Origin of the sequence: Brevibacillus sp. FSL K6-6036 (assembly GCF_037964015.1) — a bacterium.
Lineage (GTDB): Bacteria > Bacillota > Bacilli > Brevibacillales > Brevibacillaceae > Brevibacillus > Brevibacillus borstelensis.
Map to the genome: position 1 here is coordinate 4,499,909 of NZ_CP150173.1, position 16,472 is coordinate 4,516,380.

Consider the following 16,472-nt stretch of genomic DNA (forward strand, 5'->3'; position numbering starts at 1 on the left):
TAAACTTATCATTGGATACGCTGTTCGCAATTGATCGAGACAACTCAACCTAAGGATGAAAACCTGTTATGAAAGCTTTGCTATCCAATACTTATTTAAAGATTTTGGGAGTGGGATTCTTCCTCTTGCTTCTGGCGTACTTGAGTTACGCCAGTCTTGTTTTTGGCATCGTGGAAACAAGCTGGCACACAGCGATCGATGCCTTTACGCAGTTTAACGGTACCAATGAACATATCGTCATCAAGGAGGTGCGCGTCCCCCGCGTCCTCAACGCCTTGGCCGTAGGGATGTGCCTGGGGATCGCAGGTACGCTGCTGCAAGCGCTGACCCGCAATCCGATCGCCGATGTCGAACTGTTCGGGCTAAACGCAGGGGCCGCTTTCTTTGTGGTCGTGGCCATCACCTTCTTTGGCATCAGCTCTTTGACGCAGTTTACATGGATCGCCTTTCTCGGGTCTGCGGTCAGCGGCGTCGTAGTCTACCTGCTCGGTTCTCTCGGGCGTGACGGAATGACGCCTGTCAAGCTTACCTTGGCCGGAGCCGCCATTACCGCATTGGCTGCTTCCGCACGTCACGGCATGATGGTATTAAATGAAAAATCTGTGGATGAGGTGCTGTTCTGGCTCTCCGGGTCAGTGGGCGGACGAAAGCTGGAATTTTTGACCGCAGTCTTTCCTTATATGATTGTCGCCTGGATCATCGCCTTCCTGCTGGCCCGTCCCATCCAGACCTTGCTGATGGGGGACGACGTCGCAAAAGGCCTCGGTCAACGCACGATGATGGTGAAGCTGGCCGCAGGCGCTACGATCGTCCTGCTGTCAGGCAGCTCTGTCGCTGTAGCCGGTCCGATCGGCTTTGTCGGATTGGTCACGCCACATCTTGCCCGCTTTCTCGTCGGGATTGAGACGCGCTGGGTGATGCTGTACAGCGGCCTGTTGGGAGCGGCTCTCTTGCTTGCTGCCGATATCGGCGCGCGTTTCGTCGCCAAGCCCGCAGAAGTGCCTATCGGCGTGATGACCGCCCTGATCGGCATTCCGTTCTTCATCTACGTGGCACGAAAGGGGCTGGACAAAGGATGAAAGGCTACCTGACTCTGCGCCCCGGCAAGCGCTTGTCTTCTTTTCATTTGCACAGAAAATCGATATGGGTGACCGTGGCCGCCGCCATCGCCACATTGGCTGTCGCGGTGATCAGCCTGGGGATGGGAGAGATGAAGGTCTCTCCGCTGGACGTCCTCAAGGTGCTGATCGGCATGGGCGACGAGCAAAACACCCTGCTCGTTCAGCAGTTTCGCATGCCGAGGGTTGTCGTCGGCATGCTGGTCGGCGCTTCCCTTGCCGGAGCCGGTGCGATTATGCAGGGGGTCGTTCGCAATCCCCTGGCCGCCCCTGATATTCTCGGTGTTTCCGGCGGCGCTTCTGTGGCCGCAGTTGCATTCCTGCTCTTTTTTGAGACGGTGAGCATCAAGTGGCTTCCGCCGGTAGCGTTTCTCGGGGCAACACTGATCATGTTCCTGCTGTACGCTCTCGCCTGGAAAAAGGGGGTGACACCGCTCCGCCTCGTCCTGATTGGCGTGGGGATCAAAATCGCCGCAAGTGCCGTCGTCACCATGCTGATCATGTTCAGCCCGTTCCTGTTGCAAAACAAAGCCATTCTTTGGCTGACCGGCAGTATTTACGGGGTGTCCTGGGCAGACGCGCGGATGATTCTCCCCTGGACAATCGGGCTGCTGCTTCTCGCGGCGCTGATGGCCAGACGGGTCAACATCCAACAGCTGGGCGACGATATTTCCATGAGCGTCGGAAGCACGGTGCAGCGGGACCGCTTTTTCCTGCTTCTGATCTGCGCAGCTTTGACCGGTACAGCGGTCTCCGTAGGCGGTGAGATCGGCTTCGTCGCTCTCCTGGCTCCGCATATTGCCAAGCAGCTGATCGGGCCGTCATTTGGCAGCGCACTGCCCCTTTCCGCCTTTATCGGGGCACTGATCGTCTTGATTGCTGATTTAATCGCCCGCATGGCGTTTACACCTATCGACGTTCCGGTCGGCGTGTTCACTTCCGCCGTCGGTGCACCGTTTTTCATTTACCTGCTGTACAGAAACCGAAATCGCTAAATGAAAGGAGACGGATCAGCGTGCATGCTCTGGAGACCCGTCAACTCACTTTGTCGTATGGGGAACGGAATATTATCGAGTCGCTTGATTTGACCATTCCGCGGGGAAAGATTACTGTCTTTATCGGCAGCAACGGCTGCGGGAAGTCCACGCTTCTGCGTTCGCTCGCACGGCTGCTGAAGCCAAAGGAAGGCGCGATCCTGCTGGACGGCGAAGCGATCGCCAAACGGCCTACCAAGGAAGTGGCCAAACGGCTCGCCATCCTGCCCCAAGGCCCGGTCGCTCCTGAGGGACTGACGGTCCTGCAGCTGGTCAAACAAGGCCGCTATCCCCATCAAAGCTGGCTGCAGCAATGGTCCGAAGAGGACGAGAAGATGGTCGTCAAAGCATTGGAGGCGACGCAGCTTACCGCTTTGGCCGACCGTGCCGTTGATTCGCTCTCCGGCGGCCAGCGCCAGCGCGCATGGATCGCCATGACACTGGCGCAGGGAACAGAAACGATCCTGCTGGACGAACCAACCACCTATCTGGACATGTCCCATCAGATTGAAATTCTTGATTTGCTCTACGATCTCAACCAGACCGAGCAGCGGACGATTGTCATGGTGCTGCACGATTTGAACCTCGCCTGCCGCTACGCTCATCACATCGTGGCCGTGCACAACCAGAGCGTATTTGCCGAGGGAAATCCTCATGACGTCATGAACGAGGAGCTCGTCCGGCACGTCTTCCAGATGGAGTGCCAGATCACCCGGGATCCGATCTACGACACGCCGATGTGCATTCCTTTCAGCAAAAGCCGTCTGGGTGCTGGTGCAACTGCGGGTTCAGGTGCCAATACAGAAAAGGAAGAGCAAAAAATCGCGGTACACGCCTAATCAGTGAATCACCTGAGTAACGAACGACAATGACTGTCAAAATAAGTAAGGCTTCGCTGTATTACGGCGGAGCCTTTTTTATGCCTGCTTGATTTAGTCTGGGTAAACTTTCTGAAAGTACAAGGAAAACTATGTAAAATGGAGAATCCTTCCTATATACCCACTGAAAGGAGCTGCTACCCTTGCACAGTATCGGCATCCCCGGTCTCATTCTTATGTCGGTTGTCGTCATACTGCTCATACTCTTTGTCATCTCCCTTGCAGCCTTTATCCGCAAGCTTCTCCAAAATTCGAGCACGGGCAGCGACGGGCTGAAACAAATCGAAGAGAAGCTCGATCGGCTGATCGAACTCCAGGAGCGCAAGGAAGACCGCGATCAGAACAAATGATTCCCGCTGGCGACTGCTGCTGCCTGCGTAAAATTTTTTTCATGTTCGCATCCGAAAAGAAAATCCGATGTTTCTGCCGTCACTATACGGGAGCACCGGATTTTTTAAATCTCAAGAGATCAACCATTCCTGAAGTCTTCATACTCCAAACCCCTTTTGACTATTTCTCCGCACAACCGTTCATTCGTTTCCGAATCGTCCATCGCCTGTTGCCAATAGTCTCGATAAAAGCCAATTCCCCCTTCTTTGAGAAATAACGGGCCTCCCCCATCACATAAAAAGAGCTTCCTCCTGTTCAAGGAGAAAGCTCTTTTCAAAAGACTGCAGGAAAGCAACCCTTACTTCTTTCGAGTTGCAACAAAGCTCGCAGCCCTTACTTCTTCAAGTTGCCTGAAGGACCGCAGCCCTTACTTCTTCAAGTTGTAAAAAGCAGCACGGCCGCCAAAGCGAGCGGTATCGCCCAGCTCGTCTTCGATGCGCAGCAATTGGTTGTACTTCGCCACACGGTCGGTACGGGACGGAGCGCCGGTTTTGATTTGACCCGCGTTGGTCGCCACAGCGATATCGGAGATGGTGGAATCCTCGGTTTCGCCGGAACGGTGCGAGATGACGGCTGTGTAGCCTGCGCGTTTCGCCATTTCGATGGCGTCGAAGGTTTCGGTCAGGGTACCGATCTGGTTTACTTTCACCAGGATGGAGTTTCCTGTGGAAGACTCGATGCCGCGCGCCAGACGCTCGGTGTTGGTCACGAACAGGTCGTCGCCGACGAGCTGCACTTTTCCGCCCAGACGGTCAGTCAGCTTTTTCCAGCCATCCCAGTCGTCCTCGGACAGGCCGTCCTCGATGGAGATGATCGGGTATTTGCTTACCAGATCCTCGTAGAAAGCGATCATTTCGTCTGTGCTCTTCACGACGCCTTCGCCTTCAAAGTGGTAGCTGCCGTCCTTGTACATTTCGGTAGCGGCCACGTCCAGTGCGAGGAAGACGTCCTTGCCCGGCTCGTAGCCTGCATTTTTGATCGCTTCCAGGATCGTGGTAATCGCTTCTTCGTTGGATTTCAGGTTTGGCGCGAAGCCGCCCTCGTCGCCCACAGCGGTGCTCAGGCCTTTTTCATTCAATACCTTTTTCAGGGAGTGGAAAATCTCTGCTCCGGTGCGCAGCGCTTCCTTGAAGGACGGAGCGCCTACCGGCATCACCATGAATTCCTGAATGTCGACGGTGTTGTCCGCGTGCTTGCCGCCGTTGAGGATGTTCATCATCGGCACGGGCAGTGTCTTTGCGTTGAAGCCGCCCAGATAGTTGTACAGGGAAACGCCGAGAGATTCAGCAGCCGCGCGAGCGACAGCCATCGATACGCCGAGGATTGCGTTTGCGCCCAGCTTCGCTTTGTTCGGAGTTCCGTCTAGCTGGATCATTGCCATGTCGATACCGACTTGATCCATGGCATCCATGCCGATCAGCTCAGGAGCGATAATCTCGTTTACGTTTTCGACGGCTTTCAAAACGCCTTTGCCGAGGTAGCGGGATTTGTCTCCATCGCGCAGCTCAACAGCCTCGTATGCACCCGTAGAAGCACCGGATGGCACTGCAGCACGGCCCATCGAGCCGTCTTCCAGATACACTTCCACTTCTACTGTCGGATTTCCGCGAGAGTCCATGATTTCGCGTGCATAAACATCGGTAATCATCGCCATTTGCCATCCATCTCCTTATGATCGCTTTTCATGTATAACCAATTCCGTTACACATACATTCATACCTATTTGAACATCATTCGGTCAAGCTCTTCGTTTTGCAAAATATTTTTCCCGGCAAGTTTATTTCACAGTCAATGGCTTGCCTGTCATCTCTGGAGGCTGTTCTACACCCAGAAGCTGGAGCATCGTCGGGGACAAATCGGCCAAAATGCCGTCTTCCCGCAGCGTCAGGCCTTCGCGCGTGACAATGACAGGTACCGGGTACGTGCTGTGCGAGGTGATCGGACGTCCCGCCTCATCGAGCATCAGATCGGCGTTGCCGTGATCGGCTGTGATGATGGCGACACCGCCTTTGGCGATGATAGCGTCCACCACTTTTCCGAGGCAGGCATCTACCGTCTCGACCGCCTTGATCGTCGGCTCCATCTTGCCCGAGTGGCCAACCATGTCGCAGTTGGCAAAGTTGAGAATGATGGCGTCAAAATTCTCCGCCTCGATCTCTTTCACGACCGCCTCCGTGACTTCCGGTGCGCTCATCTCCGGCTGGAGATCGTACGTCGCTACCTTCGGGGACGGGATCAGGATGCGGGTCTCGCCCGGGAATTCCTGCTCGCGGCCGCCGCTGAAAAAGAACGTGACATGCGGGTACTTTTCCGTCTCGGCGATGCGAAGCTGCTTCAAGCCGTTCTGGGAAAGCACCTCGCCCAGCGTATTGTCCAGATTGGCCGGCTTGTAGGCCACATACCCGTCGACCGACTCGGAAAAATGAGTCAGGCAGACAAAGTACAGGTCGCGCGGACGACCTTCCCCGCGGTCAAATCCGCGGAAGTCCTCGTTGGTAAACGCCTGCGAGATCTGGATCGCGCGGTCCGGACGGAAGTTGAAGAAGATGATCGAATCGCCGTTCTGGATCGTGGAAACAGGCTTGCCCTGATCGTCCGTGATCACCGTCGGCATGACGAATTCATCCATGATCGACTTCTCATACGATTCTTTTACGGCCTTGATCGGGTCGGTATAGGCTGGGGCATCTCCGTACACCATGGCGCGGTACGCCTTTTCGATCCGCTCCCAGCGCTTGTCCCGATCCATCGCGTAATAGCGGCCCTGCACCGTCGCGATGCGGCCTACGCCGATTTGCTCGATCTTTTGCTGCAGCTCTTCAATGTAGCGAACCGCACTGTCCGGGGCCACGTCGCGACCGTCCAAAAAGCCGTGAATGAAGACGCGGTCCACGTCCTGCTTTTTCGCCAGCTCCAAAATCGCAAACAGGTGGTTGATGTGGCTGTGCACACCGCCGTCGGACAAAAGTCCGAACAAGTGCACCTGCTTGCCGTTTTGCCTGGCGTGCTCGAACGCGCCCACCAAGGTTTCGTTCTCAAAAAAGTCGCCTTCCTGGATGGACTTCGTGATCCGGGTCAGATCCTGATAAACAACCCGTCCGGCACCGATGTTCAGGTGGCCGACCTCGGAGTTGCCCATCTGCCCTTCCGGCAGGCCGACAGCCAGTCCGCTCGCCTGAAGGGTTGCATGCGGGTACTGATTCCAGTAGCGGTCAAAATTGGGCTTTTTGGACTGCGCCACGGCGTTTCCGTACGTCTCCTCCCGCAGGGCGAATCCGTCCAAAATGATCAGGGCTACCGGTTTCGGACGTTGTGTCATGGTGTTCCCTCCTTATTTGGCGCCTTTGACCAACGCAAAAAAGCTGTCTGCCGTCAAGCTTGCGCCGCCTACCAACGCGCCGTCGATGTCCTTTTCGGCCATATAGCCGCCGATGTTCTCCGGCTTTACGCTTCCGCCGTACTGGATGCGGACTTTATCGGCTTCCTGTTGCCCGAAGCGCTCGGCAATCATACTGCGGATAATCGCAATGGTTTCGTTGGCATCCGCTGCCGTCGAGGACTTGCCCGTTCCAATCGCCCAGATCGGCTCATAGGCGATGACTACGTCTGCGAGCTGATCCGGGGTAACGTCTGTCAAAGCGGCTTCCGTCTGTTTGCGAACGACTTCGGCCGTTTTGCCTGCTTCCCGCTCCTCCAGGCTCTCTCCGACGCAGACGATCGGACGCAGGCCGTGCTTCAGGGCTGCCAGCGTCTTCTTGTTCACGCTCTCGTCTGTTTCGTTAAAGTACTGGCGGCGCTCCGAGTGTCCGATGATCACATAGCAGACGCCGATTTCCTTCAGCATCAGCGGGCTGATTTCTCCCGTAAATGCGCCCTGCTCCTCAAAATGCATGTTTTGTGCGCCAAGGGCCACCTCTGTCCCTTTCAACGCTTCGGCCAATGCCGCCAGTGCCGTAAACGGCGCGCAGACTACTTGCTCCACGCCTGCAACAGCATCCTGCTGTTTTACAGCTTCGGCGAATTGCTTCGCCTCCGCAATCGTTTTAAACATTTTCCAGTTTCCTGCCACTATCGGGGTTCTCAAGAGGAATCTCCCTCCTATTCGTTATCCTGCAAAACGGCCACGCCCGGGAGCTCTTTGCCTTCCATGAACTCCAGGGATGCGCCGCCGCCGGTAGAAATATGCGTCATGTGCTCGGCTACGCCCGCTTTCTCGACAGCTGCCACAGAATCGCCGCCGCCGATAATCGTCGTGCCCTGGCATGCTTCCATTGCTTTGGCTACGCCAATCGTACCGCTGGCAAACGCGTCCATTTCGAATACGCCCATCGGTCCGTTCCAGACGACGGTCTTGGAGTCGACGATGACCTTGCGATACAGCTCGACTGTTTTCGGCCCGATGTCCAGCGCCATCCAGCCTTCCGGAATGGCATCGATGGAAACGGTCTGCTTGTCTGCGTCTGCGGCAAACCGATCCGCGACCACTACGTCGACCGGCATCAGCAGCTGTACGCCGCGTTCTTTCGCTTGCTCCATCAGCGTGCGAGCCAAGTCCAGCTTGTCATCCTCGCAAAGGGATGCGCCGATTCCGTAGCCCTGCGCTTTGAGGAACGTATTCGCCATTCCCCCGCCAATGATCAAATGGTCTACTTTCGTAAGCAGATTTTCAATCACGGCGATTTTATCCTTCACCTTCGCCCCGCCGACGATGGCTGTAAATGGCCGCTCTGGACGGGACAGCGCGCCGCCGAGGAAGCGGATTTCCTTTTCCATTAAAAGCCCGGCTACGGCCGGTATGTAATCTGCAATGCCTGCCGTGGACGCATGAGCCCGGTGAGCGGCGCCAAAAGCGTCATTGACAAACAGGTCAGCCAACTGCGCAAAGCTTTTCGCCAACTCTGGGTCGTTCTTTTCCTCGCCGGCATGGAAGCGGACGTTTTCCAACAGGATGACGTCGCCGTTTTGCATTCCTGCAACTGCTGCTTCCACCTCCGGACCGACAGAATCATTCAGCTTCTTTACTTCTGTTCCCAAAAGCCCGGACAAATGCTGCGCGACCGGAGTCAGTCTCATCTCTTCGACTACTTGTCCCTTTGGACGGCCGAAGTGGCTGGCCAGAATCACCTTGGCCCCTGCGTCCCGCAAAAACCGAATCGTCGGCACGGCAGCGCGAATCCGTGTATCATCCGTAATCACGCCGTCCTGCATCGGCACGTTGAAATCGACGCGGCAAAAGACCCGTTTTCCTGCCAGATCTGTATCGCGGATAGACTTCTTGTTCATGAACGATCCTCCCCAGTAGAATGGCTTCCCGAAAATAGTAACATCCCCATATGGGAAAAGGGAGAGGCTGCTCTCCCTTTTTCACAACAGTTCTATTTTACGTGTTACAAGCCGCGCTGTGCAACAAAATGGCAGAGGTCTACGACGCGGTTGGAATAGCCCCACTCGTTGTCGTACCAGGAGACTACCTTCACCATGTTGCCTTCGAGCACCATCGTAGAGAGCGCATCGATTGTGGAGGAATCCGGGTTACCGTTGTAGTCGGAAGAAACGAGCGGTTTTTCGGAATAGCCGAGAATGCCTTTCAGCGGTCCTTCAGCGGCTTCCTTCAGTACGCCGTTTACTTCGTCTACCGTTACGTCTTGCTTCAGCTCGACTACCAGGTCCACGACAGAGACGTTTGGAGTCGGTACACGCATCGCGAAGCCGTTCAGCTTGCCCTTCAGCTCAGGCAGCACCAGCGCAACCGCCTTTGCCGCTCCTGTAGACGTCGGAATGATGTTTTCGGCTGCTGCACGGGCGCGACGCAGGTCTTTGTGCGGCAGGTCGAGGATTTGCTGGTCGTTGGTGTAGGAGTGAACAGTCGTCATCAGACCGCGAACGATTCCGAACTTCTCATTCAGCACTTTGGCAAACGGAGCCAGACAGTTGGTCGTGCAGGAGGCGTTGGAGATGACAGTGTGCTTCTCTGCATCGTATTTGTCTTCGTTTACACCCATAACAATCGTGATGTCTTCGTTTGTAGCCGGTGCGGAAATGATCACTTTTTTCGCGCCGCCCTCCAGATGTTTCGCAGCGTCCTCGCGCTTGGTGAAACGGCCGGTAGATTCGACGACGATCTCTACGCCGTAGTCCGCCCATTTCAGAGCAGCCGGGTCGCGTTCAGCCAGTACCTTGATTTCCTTGCCGTCTACGACCAGTGTATTTTCATGCGCTTCGACTTCAACCGGAAGCACGCCATGTACCGAATCGTATTTCAACAGGTGAGCCAGCGTAGCGGCGTCTGTCAGGTCGTTGACCGCCACGATTTCCACGTTCGGGTTGTTCAGTGCTGCACGGAATACATTGCGGCCGATACGTCCAAATCCGTTAATCCCTACTTTTACCATAAAAAATACCTCCTGCTCTCTACATCGCTTTTTTGTGTGGTAGAAGACTGCCCGGGGCCTGAAAGGTTCGGGCGGTTGCTATCGTCAGTACAGGCAAAACAAATGAGAAGAATAAGTAAGGCAATATATCTAAAGTGGGAATGCCGAGCGTCACCGACATGACCATCGCGAGGCCGTTCCAAGGAATCAGCACAGGCATGACCAGCGTCGCATCAAGCATCGTCCTCCCTAAAAACACGCTTCCTTTTTCCATGCGGCTAAACCGCGGCAGCAATGTCGAGCCCATCACCAGGATCGGAATCGTCTGGTTGCAGCTGATCATGATGACCAACAGGGACAAAAGCACGGCCTTCCCGGCCAGGATGACGGTGTTTTGCGTATCCCCCATCATTTTCTCGACGAGTGGCGCCAGCAGGTTTGCTTTGTTCAGGATTCCGTTCAGAAAGCCCGCCAGCGTGATCACCACGAGGACACTCAGGATGGAGAGCATTCCTCCGCCGTGCACGAGCTGATCCAGCGTTGTGCCAGTGTGCAGCTCATAGCCATAGAGGATAGAGCGCCCCATCTCTGCGAACTGCATCGGTACAGTGGCGATGACTAGTACCGCTGCCGTGACAAGGCCGTACAGGAGGGCCGGAATCGCCTTTACCCGGCAGGCAAATGATCCGACCAGCACCAGCAGCGGCACGAGCGGCAGCAAGCCGATGGAGAAGAATTGCCGCAGAAGTCCTTGGTATTGCCCGATCATCCCGGTCTCGCTCGCCCCTTGCCGGAAGAGGTCAAGCCCCAGAAACATCAGTGCCGTGATCGCGACCCCCAGCAAGGCAGGCCAACTGCTTTTGCGCCCCTCTCCCTCTTGCACGCCAATGGTGCTGAGAATCAGCAGGCGGCTGCTGGAAATCGGAGAAAACCGCTCTCCGACCATCGCTCCGCTGATCAGAGCGCCAGCCACCATAGCCGGAGAAATGCCGGCCGTATGGGAGATGCCCATCAGCGCCAGCCCGACCGTGCTCAAGGTGCCGACCGAGGTGCCCAGCAGATAGCTGGTTCCGGCCGACAGTAAAAAGGAGAGACTCAGCATGTACTGCACGTCGACTACAGACAGTCCGTAGTAAATGATCGCCGGGATGGTGCCGCCCATCATCAGGAACGGGATGAGCAGCCCGACCAAAAACAGGATGATCAGGACCGGCTTCGTCTGTTTAATTCCTTCCCGGCCAAATTCCCACTGCTTGCGCCAGGAATACCCAAGTCTTTTTACACTAACCAGTGTGACCAAGATTGCCAAAACAATCCCCAAAAACAGCGGAAAACCGAATGTCAAACTGAGCGCTATGCCGACAATCAGCGAGACAATGGGAAGGACCGTCAGGAATTTCATCGTGCGCACTTCCTTTGCGTTACAGTCGCTCGGACAAAATCGCCAGTGCTGCTCCTTCGTCCGTAATAAGTACATTTTGGCACGACTGTCTGGCAAAGGAAAGAATCGCTTTTGCCTTGCTTTCTCCTCCGGCGATGGACAGCACCGTCTCGGCCCGCTGTACATCCTCCAGCTGCAGCCCGATCGTGGGCATCCGATGTACGGTTTCTCCTGCGGCATTGAAGTAGTAGCCGAACGCCTCCGATACCGCGCCAGCCTCCTGCAGCTCTGCCAGCTCTGCTTCCGAGTAGTTCCGCCGCTTCGCCATCGCGAGCGCATCGCCGATGCCGTGAATCACAATCCGCGAATGCTGCAAAAGCGAGAGCACATCCTGCACCTGCGGCTCCTTCATCAGCGTTTGCAGGGCTTCCGGGTGAAGCCGGTCAGGAACGTGGAGGAGCCGGTACGAACTGCCTGTCTTGGCTGCCATGGCGGAAGCGAGGGTGTTTGCCTGCAGCTCTACGCGCTCGCCCAGACCGCCGCGGGCCGGGACAAACTGCACACCCCGAAAGGATGGCGCCGGCGACAGATGATGGGCAACGCTCGCGATCGAGGTTCCCCCCGTCACCGCCACGATGTCTCCTTCGCGGATGTACTGCTTCAGCATCCGGGCGCCGACCCGTCCCAGCTCTTCCTTTACCCAGGGAGAGTGGTCCGCGTTTCCCTGCACTACGATCACGTGCGGGATGCCGAGCAAATGCTGCAGACGCTCAGCCAGCTCGGTCAGCCCGAACAGGTCGCCCATCAGAGGCTCCATCTCCTCCAATATGCGCTGGCCCTCTTCGCTGAGGCTCATGCCTGCCGCTGTCACATGCAAAAGTCCGGTTTCCTTCAACAGCTCAACCTCGGCCCGGAGGATCCGCTCCGTGCTTTGCATCGCTTGGGCCAGAGCCCTTCTCCCGATGGGCTGCAGGTGGTAAACAGACCGCAGCAGCATGTAGCGGCCCCGCATAACCTCGATCAGGTCAGGAAGCAGTTTTTGTTGCATTTCGATAAATCGCCGCATTGTCTGTACGTCCTTTTTGCCAAGGTTTTTCTAATCGGGACATTTTTTGTCCCTGTACATACATTTTACGTCCCGCTTAGGGCAAAAAAATAAAACTTCAGCTTCATTTCGAATGTAGCACAAATGTAAATAACATGCAAGATCCCTCCGCTGATTTGCAGAGGGATCTGACATGACATTACATGATAATATGCCCGGCTCTCGACTGCACGCAGACCGCTTGCAGGTAGCGGACAAAGGATCAGAGGTTTCCGGGCTTTCTGCCTCGGTCTACCTACTTTTCCTCCCCGGTTTTTCTGGCCGCGCGCTTCGCCAGCTCGGCATGCAGCTCCTCCCAAGTGACCACATGCGTTACCGACGGAAATACTTCCTCGCCGTCAATCTCTACTACGGGAATGACAAACATGTACCGCTCATGCAGCGCGGGGTCTTTCTCAATATTGACAAGCCGCAGCTCCAGCGGAAATTCCTCCCGCAACAGAAGGATCAGTTGCTCCACCTGGTCGCAAAGATGGCATCCGGGGCGGCCGTACAGGACGATTTGAAATGGCTTTGAACTCATCGGACCTCTTAGAACCTCTTTCGTTTGGCTGAGGATGGGATCAGCATCTCCTCGCGATACTTCGCTACTGTGCGGCGGGAAATTTCAATTCCCTCCTGCAGCAGCATTTCGGCCAGCTTCTGATCGGACAGCGGCTGCTTCCGGTCTTCCTGCTCGATCAGCGCCTTGATCCTGCGTTTTACGCTTTCCGAAGAAGTCGCTTCTCCGTTCGCTGTAGAAAGCGCCGAGGTAAAAAAGTATTTCAGCTCGAAAATGCCTCGCGGCGTCTGTACGTACTTGTTGCTCGTCGCCCGGCTGATCGTCGATTCGTGCAGCCCTACCCGCTCGGCGATTTCCTTTTGCGTCATCGGCTTCAAATAATGAATGCCGCGCTCAAAGAAATCCCGCTGCATGTCGACGATGGCCTGCGTCACCCGCATCAGGGTGAGACGGCGCTGCTCCAGACTTTTTGCCAGCCACATGGCGGCGTTCAGCTTTTCGTGGATAAACTGCTTCGCCTCTTCCTGGCTCTTTTGCTGGCTCAGCATTTTTTCGTAAAAGCTGTTGATTTTAAGTCTGGGAGTTGCCACATCGTTGACCAGGACGATGTATTCGTCGCCCACCTTTTCAACGGCTACATCCGGAATCACATACCGCGTCTCCACTTGGGAAAAGGCTGCGCCCGGACGGGGATTCAGCGTCCGCAGGAGATCGGCTATCGCCTGAACCTCCTGCACCGTACAGCCCACCTTGTCGGCGATGCGCTGGTAGCGGCAGTCAGCCAGGTCCTGGAGGTGCGAGGTGACGATCTCAACGACATGATCATCGTCCTTCCCCATGTGTCTGAGCTGCAGAAGCAGACATTCTTCCAGGCTTCTCGCGGCTACGCCGGCAGGATCGAAATGCTGCAGAACAGTCAGGACGTCCTCCAGCTCTTCAAGATCGGCGCCCAATCGCTGGGACGCCTCCTCCAGGGTAATTTCCAGGTAGCCTTTTTCGTCCAGGTTTCCGATCAAAAACAGAGCGATTCTCCGCTGCGGCTGCGTAAAGCTTTTGAAATAGCCGAGCTGGCGCTCCAAATGTTCATACAGCGTAACCGACCGTTGCGTAACGAAGTCCAGCGGATTGTAAGTGCTTTCATTTTTGCCCGCCGTATATTCGCCCGTCGCCCGATTGCCTACAATTTCCTTCCAGTCAATTTCCGGCAGCGGCTTTTCCATTTTTGCCGGTGCCAGCTCCACCACCGCTTCCTGCAGCTCGAACACGGGATTTTCATTGGCTTGCTCCTGCAAATACGAGACGAGATCGACGGCCGAATATTGTAAAATCGTAATGGCCTGTCTGAGCTCCGGTGTCATCACAAGCTTGAGTGTCTGTTCTTGATAAAGCCCCAGCCCCATGTTCATCTGCGTCCGCCCCCTCTCAGTATCCAGTTTTTTCGACATGTGCAGTTTCACTTTTTTTCATTATATTCGCTTTTTCATGCAATTTTCCTGCCAATATCTGAATAAAGAAAGGAACCATGAAAAAAGGCGACTCCAACCATCGGAATCGCTTCTTGAAAAATCTACCCTTGCCGGCTTTTGTAAAGCAGGTACATGAAAAAAGGCGCTCCCACCGCTGCGGTAAACACTCCGGCTGGAATATCGAGCGGAACAAACAGTGTGCGGGCTCCAAGATCTGCCAGCAGTACCAACAACGCGCCCAGCAAGGCCGAAACGGGAAGCAGCGTGCCATAAGACGAGCCCACCAGCTTGCGGGCCATATGAGGAGCCATCAGGCCGACAAACCCGATTCCTCCCGCGATCCCTACAGCCGAGCCCGCCAATGCCACGCTGACGGCAACCAGCAGCAGACGCTTACGCTCGACCGGTACGCCCACTCCTCTCGCCACATCCTCCCCCAGCTCTTGGGCATTCAGATTGCGGGCCTGCACGACAGCGATCAGCAAAAATCCGGCGATCCACGGAAAAACAGCAAGGACATGGTCCCATGAAGTGCCGTACACCGTGCCGGACAGCCACCCAAGCGCCTGGGATGCCAGGTACAGCGGACCCGCGACCATGAAAAAGACAGTCAATGCAGACATCGCAGTGGATACGGACACCCCGATCAAAGCAAACCGATAAGGAGATACCCCCCGTTTCCATGCGGCCAGGTATGTAAGAGTGGAAGCGAAAAAACCTCCTGCCAAGGCTACCAAAGGCAGCCACTGGATACTGAACTTTCCGTCAGAAAAGGCGATAAAGGCCACGGCCGCGGCTGTTGCGCCAGTAGTTGTCCCGGTCAAATCCGGCGAGGCCAGCGGATTGCGGATCAGCGCTTGCAAGATGGCACCCGATACGGCCAAAGCCGCCCCGACCAGGAGAGAAACGACAATTCTCGGCATTCGCAAGTTTATGACGATCATTTGATGCGTACTGTCTGCCACTCCTACTAATGATCTCAACACTTCCGAGACCGGGATGCGAATGCTGCCCAAGCCGATGCTGATGATGGCGACCGCTGCCAGCAGGATGCTCAGCAGCAGCACGATACCGATGTTTCGCTTGTCTATCTGGAACGAATACGAAGGCTTGTGGCTGCGAACAACGGTATATCTATTCATGGGCCTTCCTCCTTACGATGGCAATGATGAACGGAACTCCGATCACAGCCGTTGCCACCCCGACAGGCACTTCCTTGGGCATTAGCAAAAAGCGGGATATAAGATCGGCTGCCACCAGAAAGATGGCCCCAAATACGATACTGTACGGAATGATCCAACGATAATCATAGCCGATCAGATACCGGCAAATGTGCGGGATGATGATACCGACAAAGCCGATCGGACCGGCAAGAGCCACTGCGCCTCCTGCGAGAAGAACCACTACCAGCACGATACCTGCCTTGACCCAGACAATTTTTTGCCCCAGGCTTTTGGCCACATCATCCCCCAAAGACATCAGGTTTAAGGACCCTGCCAGCATCCAGGCAATGATCCACCCGCATACCAGATAGGGAACGATCAGCAGGGCGTGGCGCAAATCGCGTCCCGACACAGATCCAATCAACCAGTTAAGGGCTTCTTCAAGCGCCATGTTGTCTATGAGCATGAGCAGCGATGTCAGCGACGAGGCAAACGCAGCGACTGCCGCGCCGGAAAGGGTCACTTTTACCGGCGACATCCCTCCCCGTCCGGCTGATCCAAGCATGTAGACCATGACAGCCGTCAAGCTTGCTCCGATAAAGCCAACCCACATCAGCTCGGTAAACGAAAACACGGGACCGAAGAGAAACAGGGACAACACGATCATGAAAGCTGCACCGGAGTTGATTCCAAATATAGAGGGGGAGGCAAGCGGATTGCGGGTGAGTGCCTGCAAAAGAGCCCCCGCTACCGCCAGACTCCCCCCGACAAATGCGGCGACGATCGCCCGGGGCACTCGCGCATTTTTGATGATCAAATGCTCATTGCTTCCATTGAAACTGACATAGGCCTCCACCGCCGTCGAAAAACGGAAATTTTGCAGGCCGAGCAAGATACTCGCAACGACGGCCACGATCAGCACCGCAACGGCTGCGACCAGTACGACAGATTTTTGGATTCGGCTGGACAAGAGAAATGGCACACGTATTCCCTACTTTCCCCAATTGCATTGGTAACATTTTAGTATCCCTTTCACCTTCTAGTCAATGAAAATGATAATTATT

General features: G+C 55.5%; 15 protein-coding genes. 4 read left to right on the forward strand and 11 right to left on the reverse strand.

Annotated features, from left to right (window positions below; translation table 11 throughout):
- The first annotated feature begins 68 nt into the window (after positions 1-68).
- The 4 genes from NST37_RS22140 to NST37_RS22155 all read left to right on the forward strand — a co-directional run bounded on the left by NST37_RS22140 (position 69) and on the right by NST37_RS22155 (position 3,380).
- Positions 69-1,079, forward strand: a complete 1,011-nt coding sequence (locus tag NST37_RS22140; RefSeq protein WP_003392585.1) for an iron ABC transporter permease — start codon at positions 69-71, stop codon at positions 1,077-1,079.
- Complete coding sequence (locus NST37_RS22145; RefSeq protein ID WP_024984607.1) at positions 1,076-2,113, forward strand: iron ABC transporter permease; 1,038 nt, start codon at positions 1,076-1,078, stop codon at positions 2,111-2,113. Before NST37_RS22140 ends, NST37_RS22145 begins: the two co-directional genes overlap by 4 nt.
- Positions 2,114-2,133: 20 nt before the next feature.
- A complete protein-coding gene (locus tag NST37_RS22150; RefSeq protein WP_003392580.1) occupies positions 2,134-2,991 on the forward strand; it encodes an ABC transporter ATP-binding protein in 858 nt (285 codons plus the stop codon).
- A gap of 182 nt (positions 2,992-3,173) precedes the next feature.
- Positions 3,174-3,380: a DUF4083 family protein gene (locus NST37_RS22155; protein WP_003392578.1), complete on the forward strand. Its 207-nt coding sequence runs from the start codon at positions 3,174-3,176 to the stop codon at positions 3,378-3,380.
- 407 nt (positions 3,381-3,787) lie between these two features.
- Here the strand turns inward: NST37_RS22155 and eno are convergent, their stop codons facing one another.
- The 11 genes from eno to NST37_RS22210 all read right to left on the reverse strand — a co-directional run bounded on the left by eno (position 3,788) and on the right by NST37_RS22210 (position 16,390).
- Positions 3,788-5,074 carry a phosphopyruvate hydratase gene (gene eno, locus NST37_RS22160; RefSeq protein WP_003392575.1) on the reverse strand — a complete coding sequence of 429 codons (1,287 nt, stop codon included), beginning with the start codon at positions 5,072-5,074 and terminating at the stop codon, positions 3,788-3,790.
- 123 nt (positions 5,075-5,197) lie between these two features.
- The gene (gene gpmI / locus NST37_RS22165; RefSeq protein WP_122958727.1) at positions 5,198-6,739 is read right to left on the reverse strand and encodes a 2,3-bisphosphoglycerate-independent phosphoglycerate mutase; all 1,542 of its coding nucleotides are present in this window, start codon (positions 6,737-6,739) and stop codon (positions 5,198-5,200) included.
- Between the two features lie 12 nt (positions 6,740-6,751).
- Complete coding sequence (gene tpiA, locus NST37_RS22170) at positions 6,752-7,504, reverse strand: triose-phosphate isomerase (RefSeq protein ID WP_339185849.1); 753 nt, start codon at positions 7,502-7,504, stop codon at positions 6,752-6,754.
- A 14-nt stretch (positions 7,505-7,518) separates the two neighbouring features.
- The gene (locus NST37_RS22175; RefSeq protein ID WP_003392567.1) at positions 7,519-8,703 is read right to left on the reverse strand and encodes a phosphoglycerate kinase; all 1,185 of its coding nucleotides are present in this window, start codon (positions 8,701-8,703) and stop codon (positions 7,519-7,521) included.
- A gap of 104 nt (positions 8,704-8,807) precedes the next feature.
- Complete coding sequence (gene gap / locus NST37_RS22180; RefSeq protein ID WP_003392565.1) at positions 8,808-9,812, reverse strand: type I glyceraldehyde-3-phosphate dehydrogenase; 1,005 nt, start codon at positions 9,810-9,812, stop codon at positions 8,808-8,810.
- A gap of 19 nt (positions 9,813-9,831) precedes the next feature.
- Entirely contained in the window at positions 9,832-11,193 is a 1,362-nt protein-coding gene (locus NST37_RS22185) for a Na+/H+ antiporter NhaC family protein (protein WP_003392563.1), read from the reverse strand.
- Positions 11,194-11,212: 19 nt separating this feature from the next.
- A complete protein-coding gene (locus NST37_RS22190) occupies positions 11,213-12,238 on the reverse strand; it encodes a sugar-binding domain-containing protein (RefSeq protein WP_003392561.1) in 1,026 nt (341 codons plus the stop codon).
- A 274-nt stretch (positions 12,239-12,512) separates the two neighbouring features.
- Entirely contained in the window at positions 12,513-12,800 is a 288-nt protein-coding gene (locus NST37_RS22195; RefSeq protein WP_003392559.1) for a glutaredoxin family protein, read from the reverse strand.
- 8 nt (positions 12,801-12,808) lie between these two features.
- Positions 12,809-14,185 (reverse strand): RNA polymerase factor sigma-54, encoded by a 1,377-nt coding sequence (gene rpoN / locus NST37_RS22200; protein ID WP_339166697.1) that lies wholly within the window; start codon positions 14,183-14,185, stop codon positions 12,809-12,811.
- Between the two features lie 161 nt (positions 14,186-14,346).
- Positions 14,347-15,387: an iron ABC transporter permease gene (locus NST37_RS22205; protein ID WP_122958724.1), complete on the reverse strand. Its 1,041-nt coding sequence runs from the start codon at positions 15,385-15,387 to the stop codon at positions 14,347-14,349.
- A complete protein-coding gene (locus NST37_RS22210) occupies positions 15,380-16,390 on the reverse strand; it encodes an iron ABC transporter permease (RefSeq protein ID WP_003392552.1) in 1,011 nt (336 codons plus the stop codon). Before NST37_RS22210 ends, NST37_RS22205 begins: the two co-directional genes overlap by 8 nt.
- Positions 16,391-16,472 lie beyond the last annotated feature (82 nt).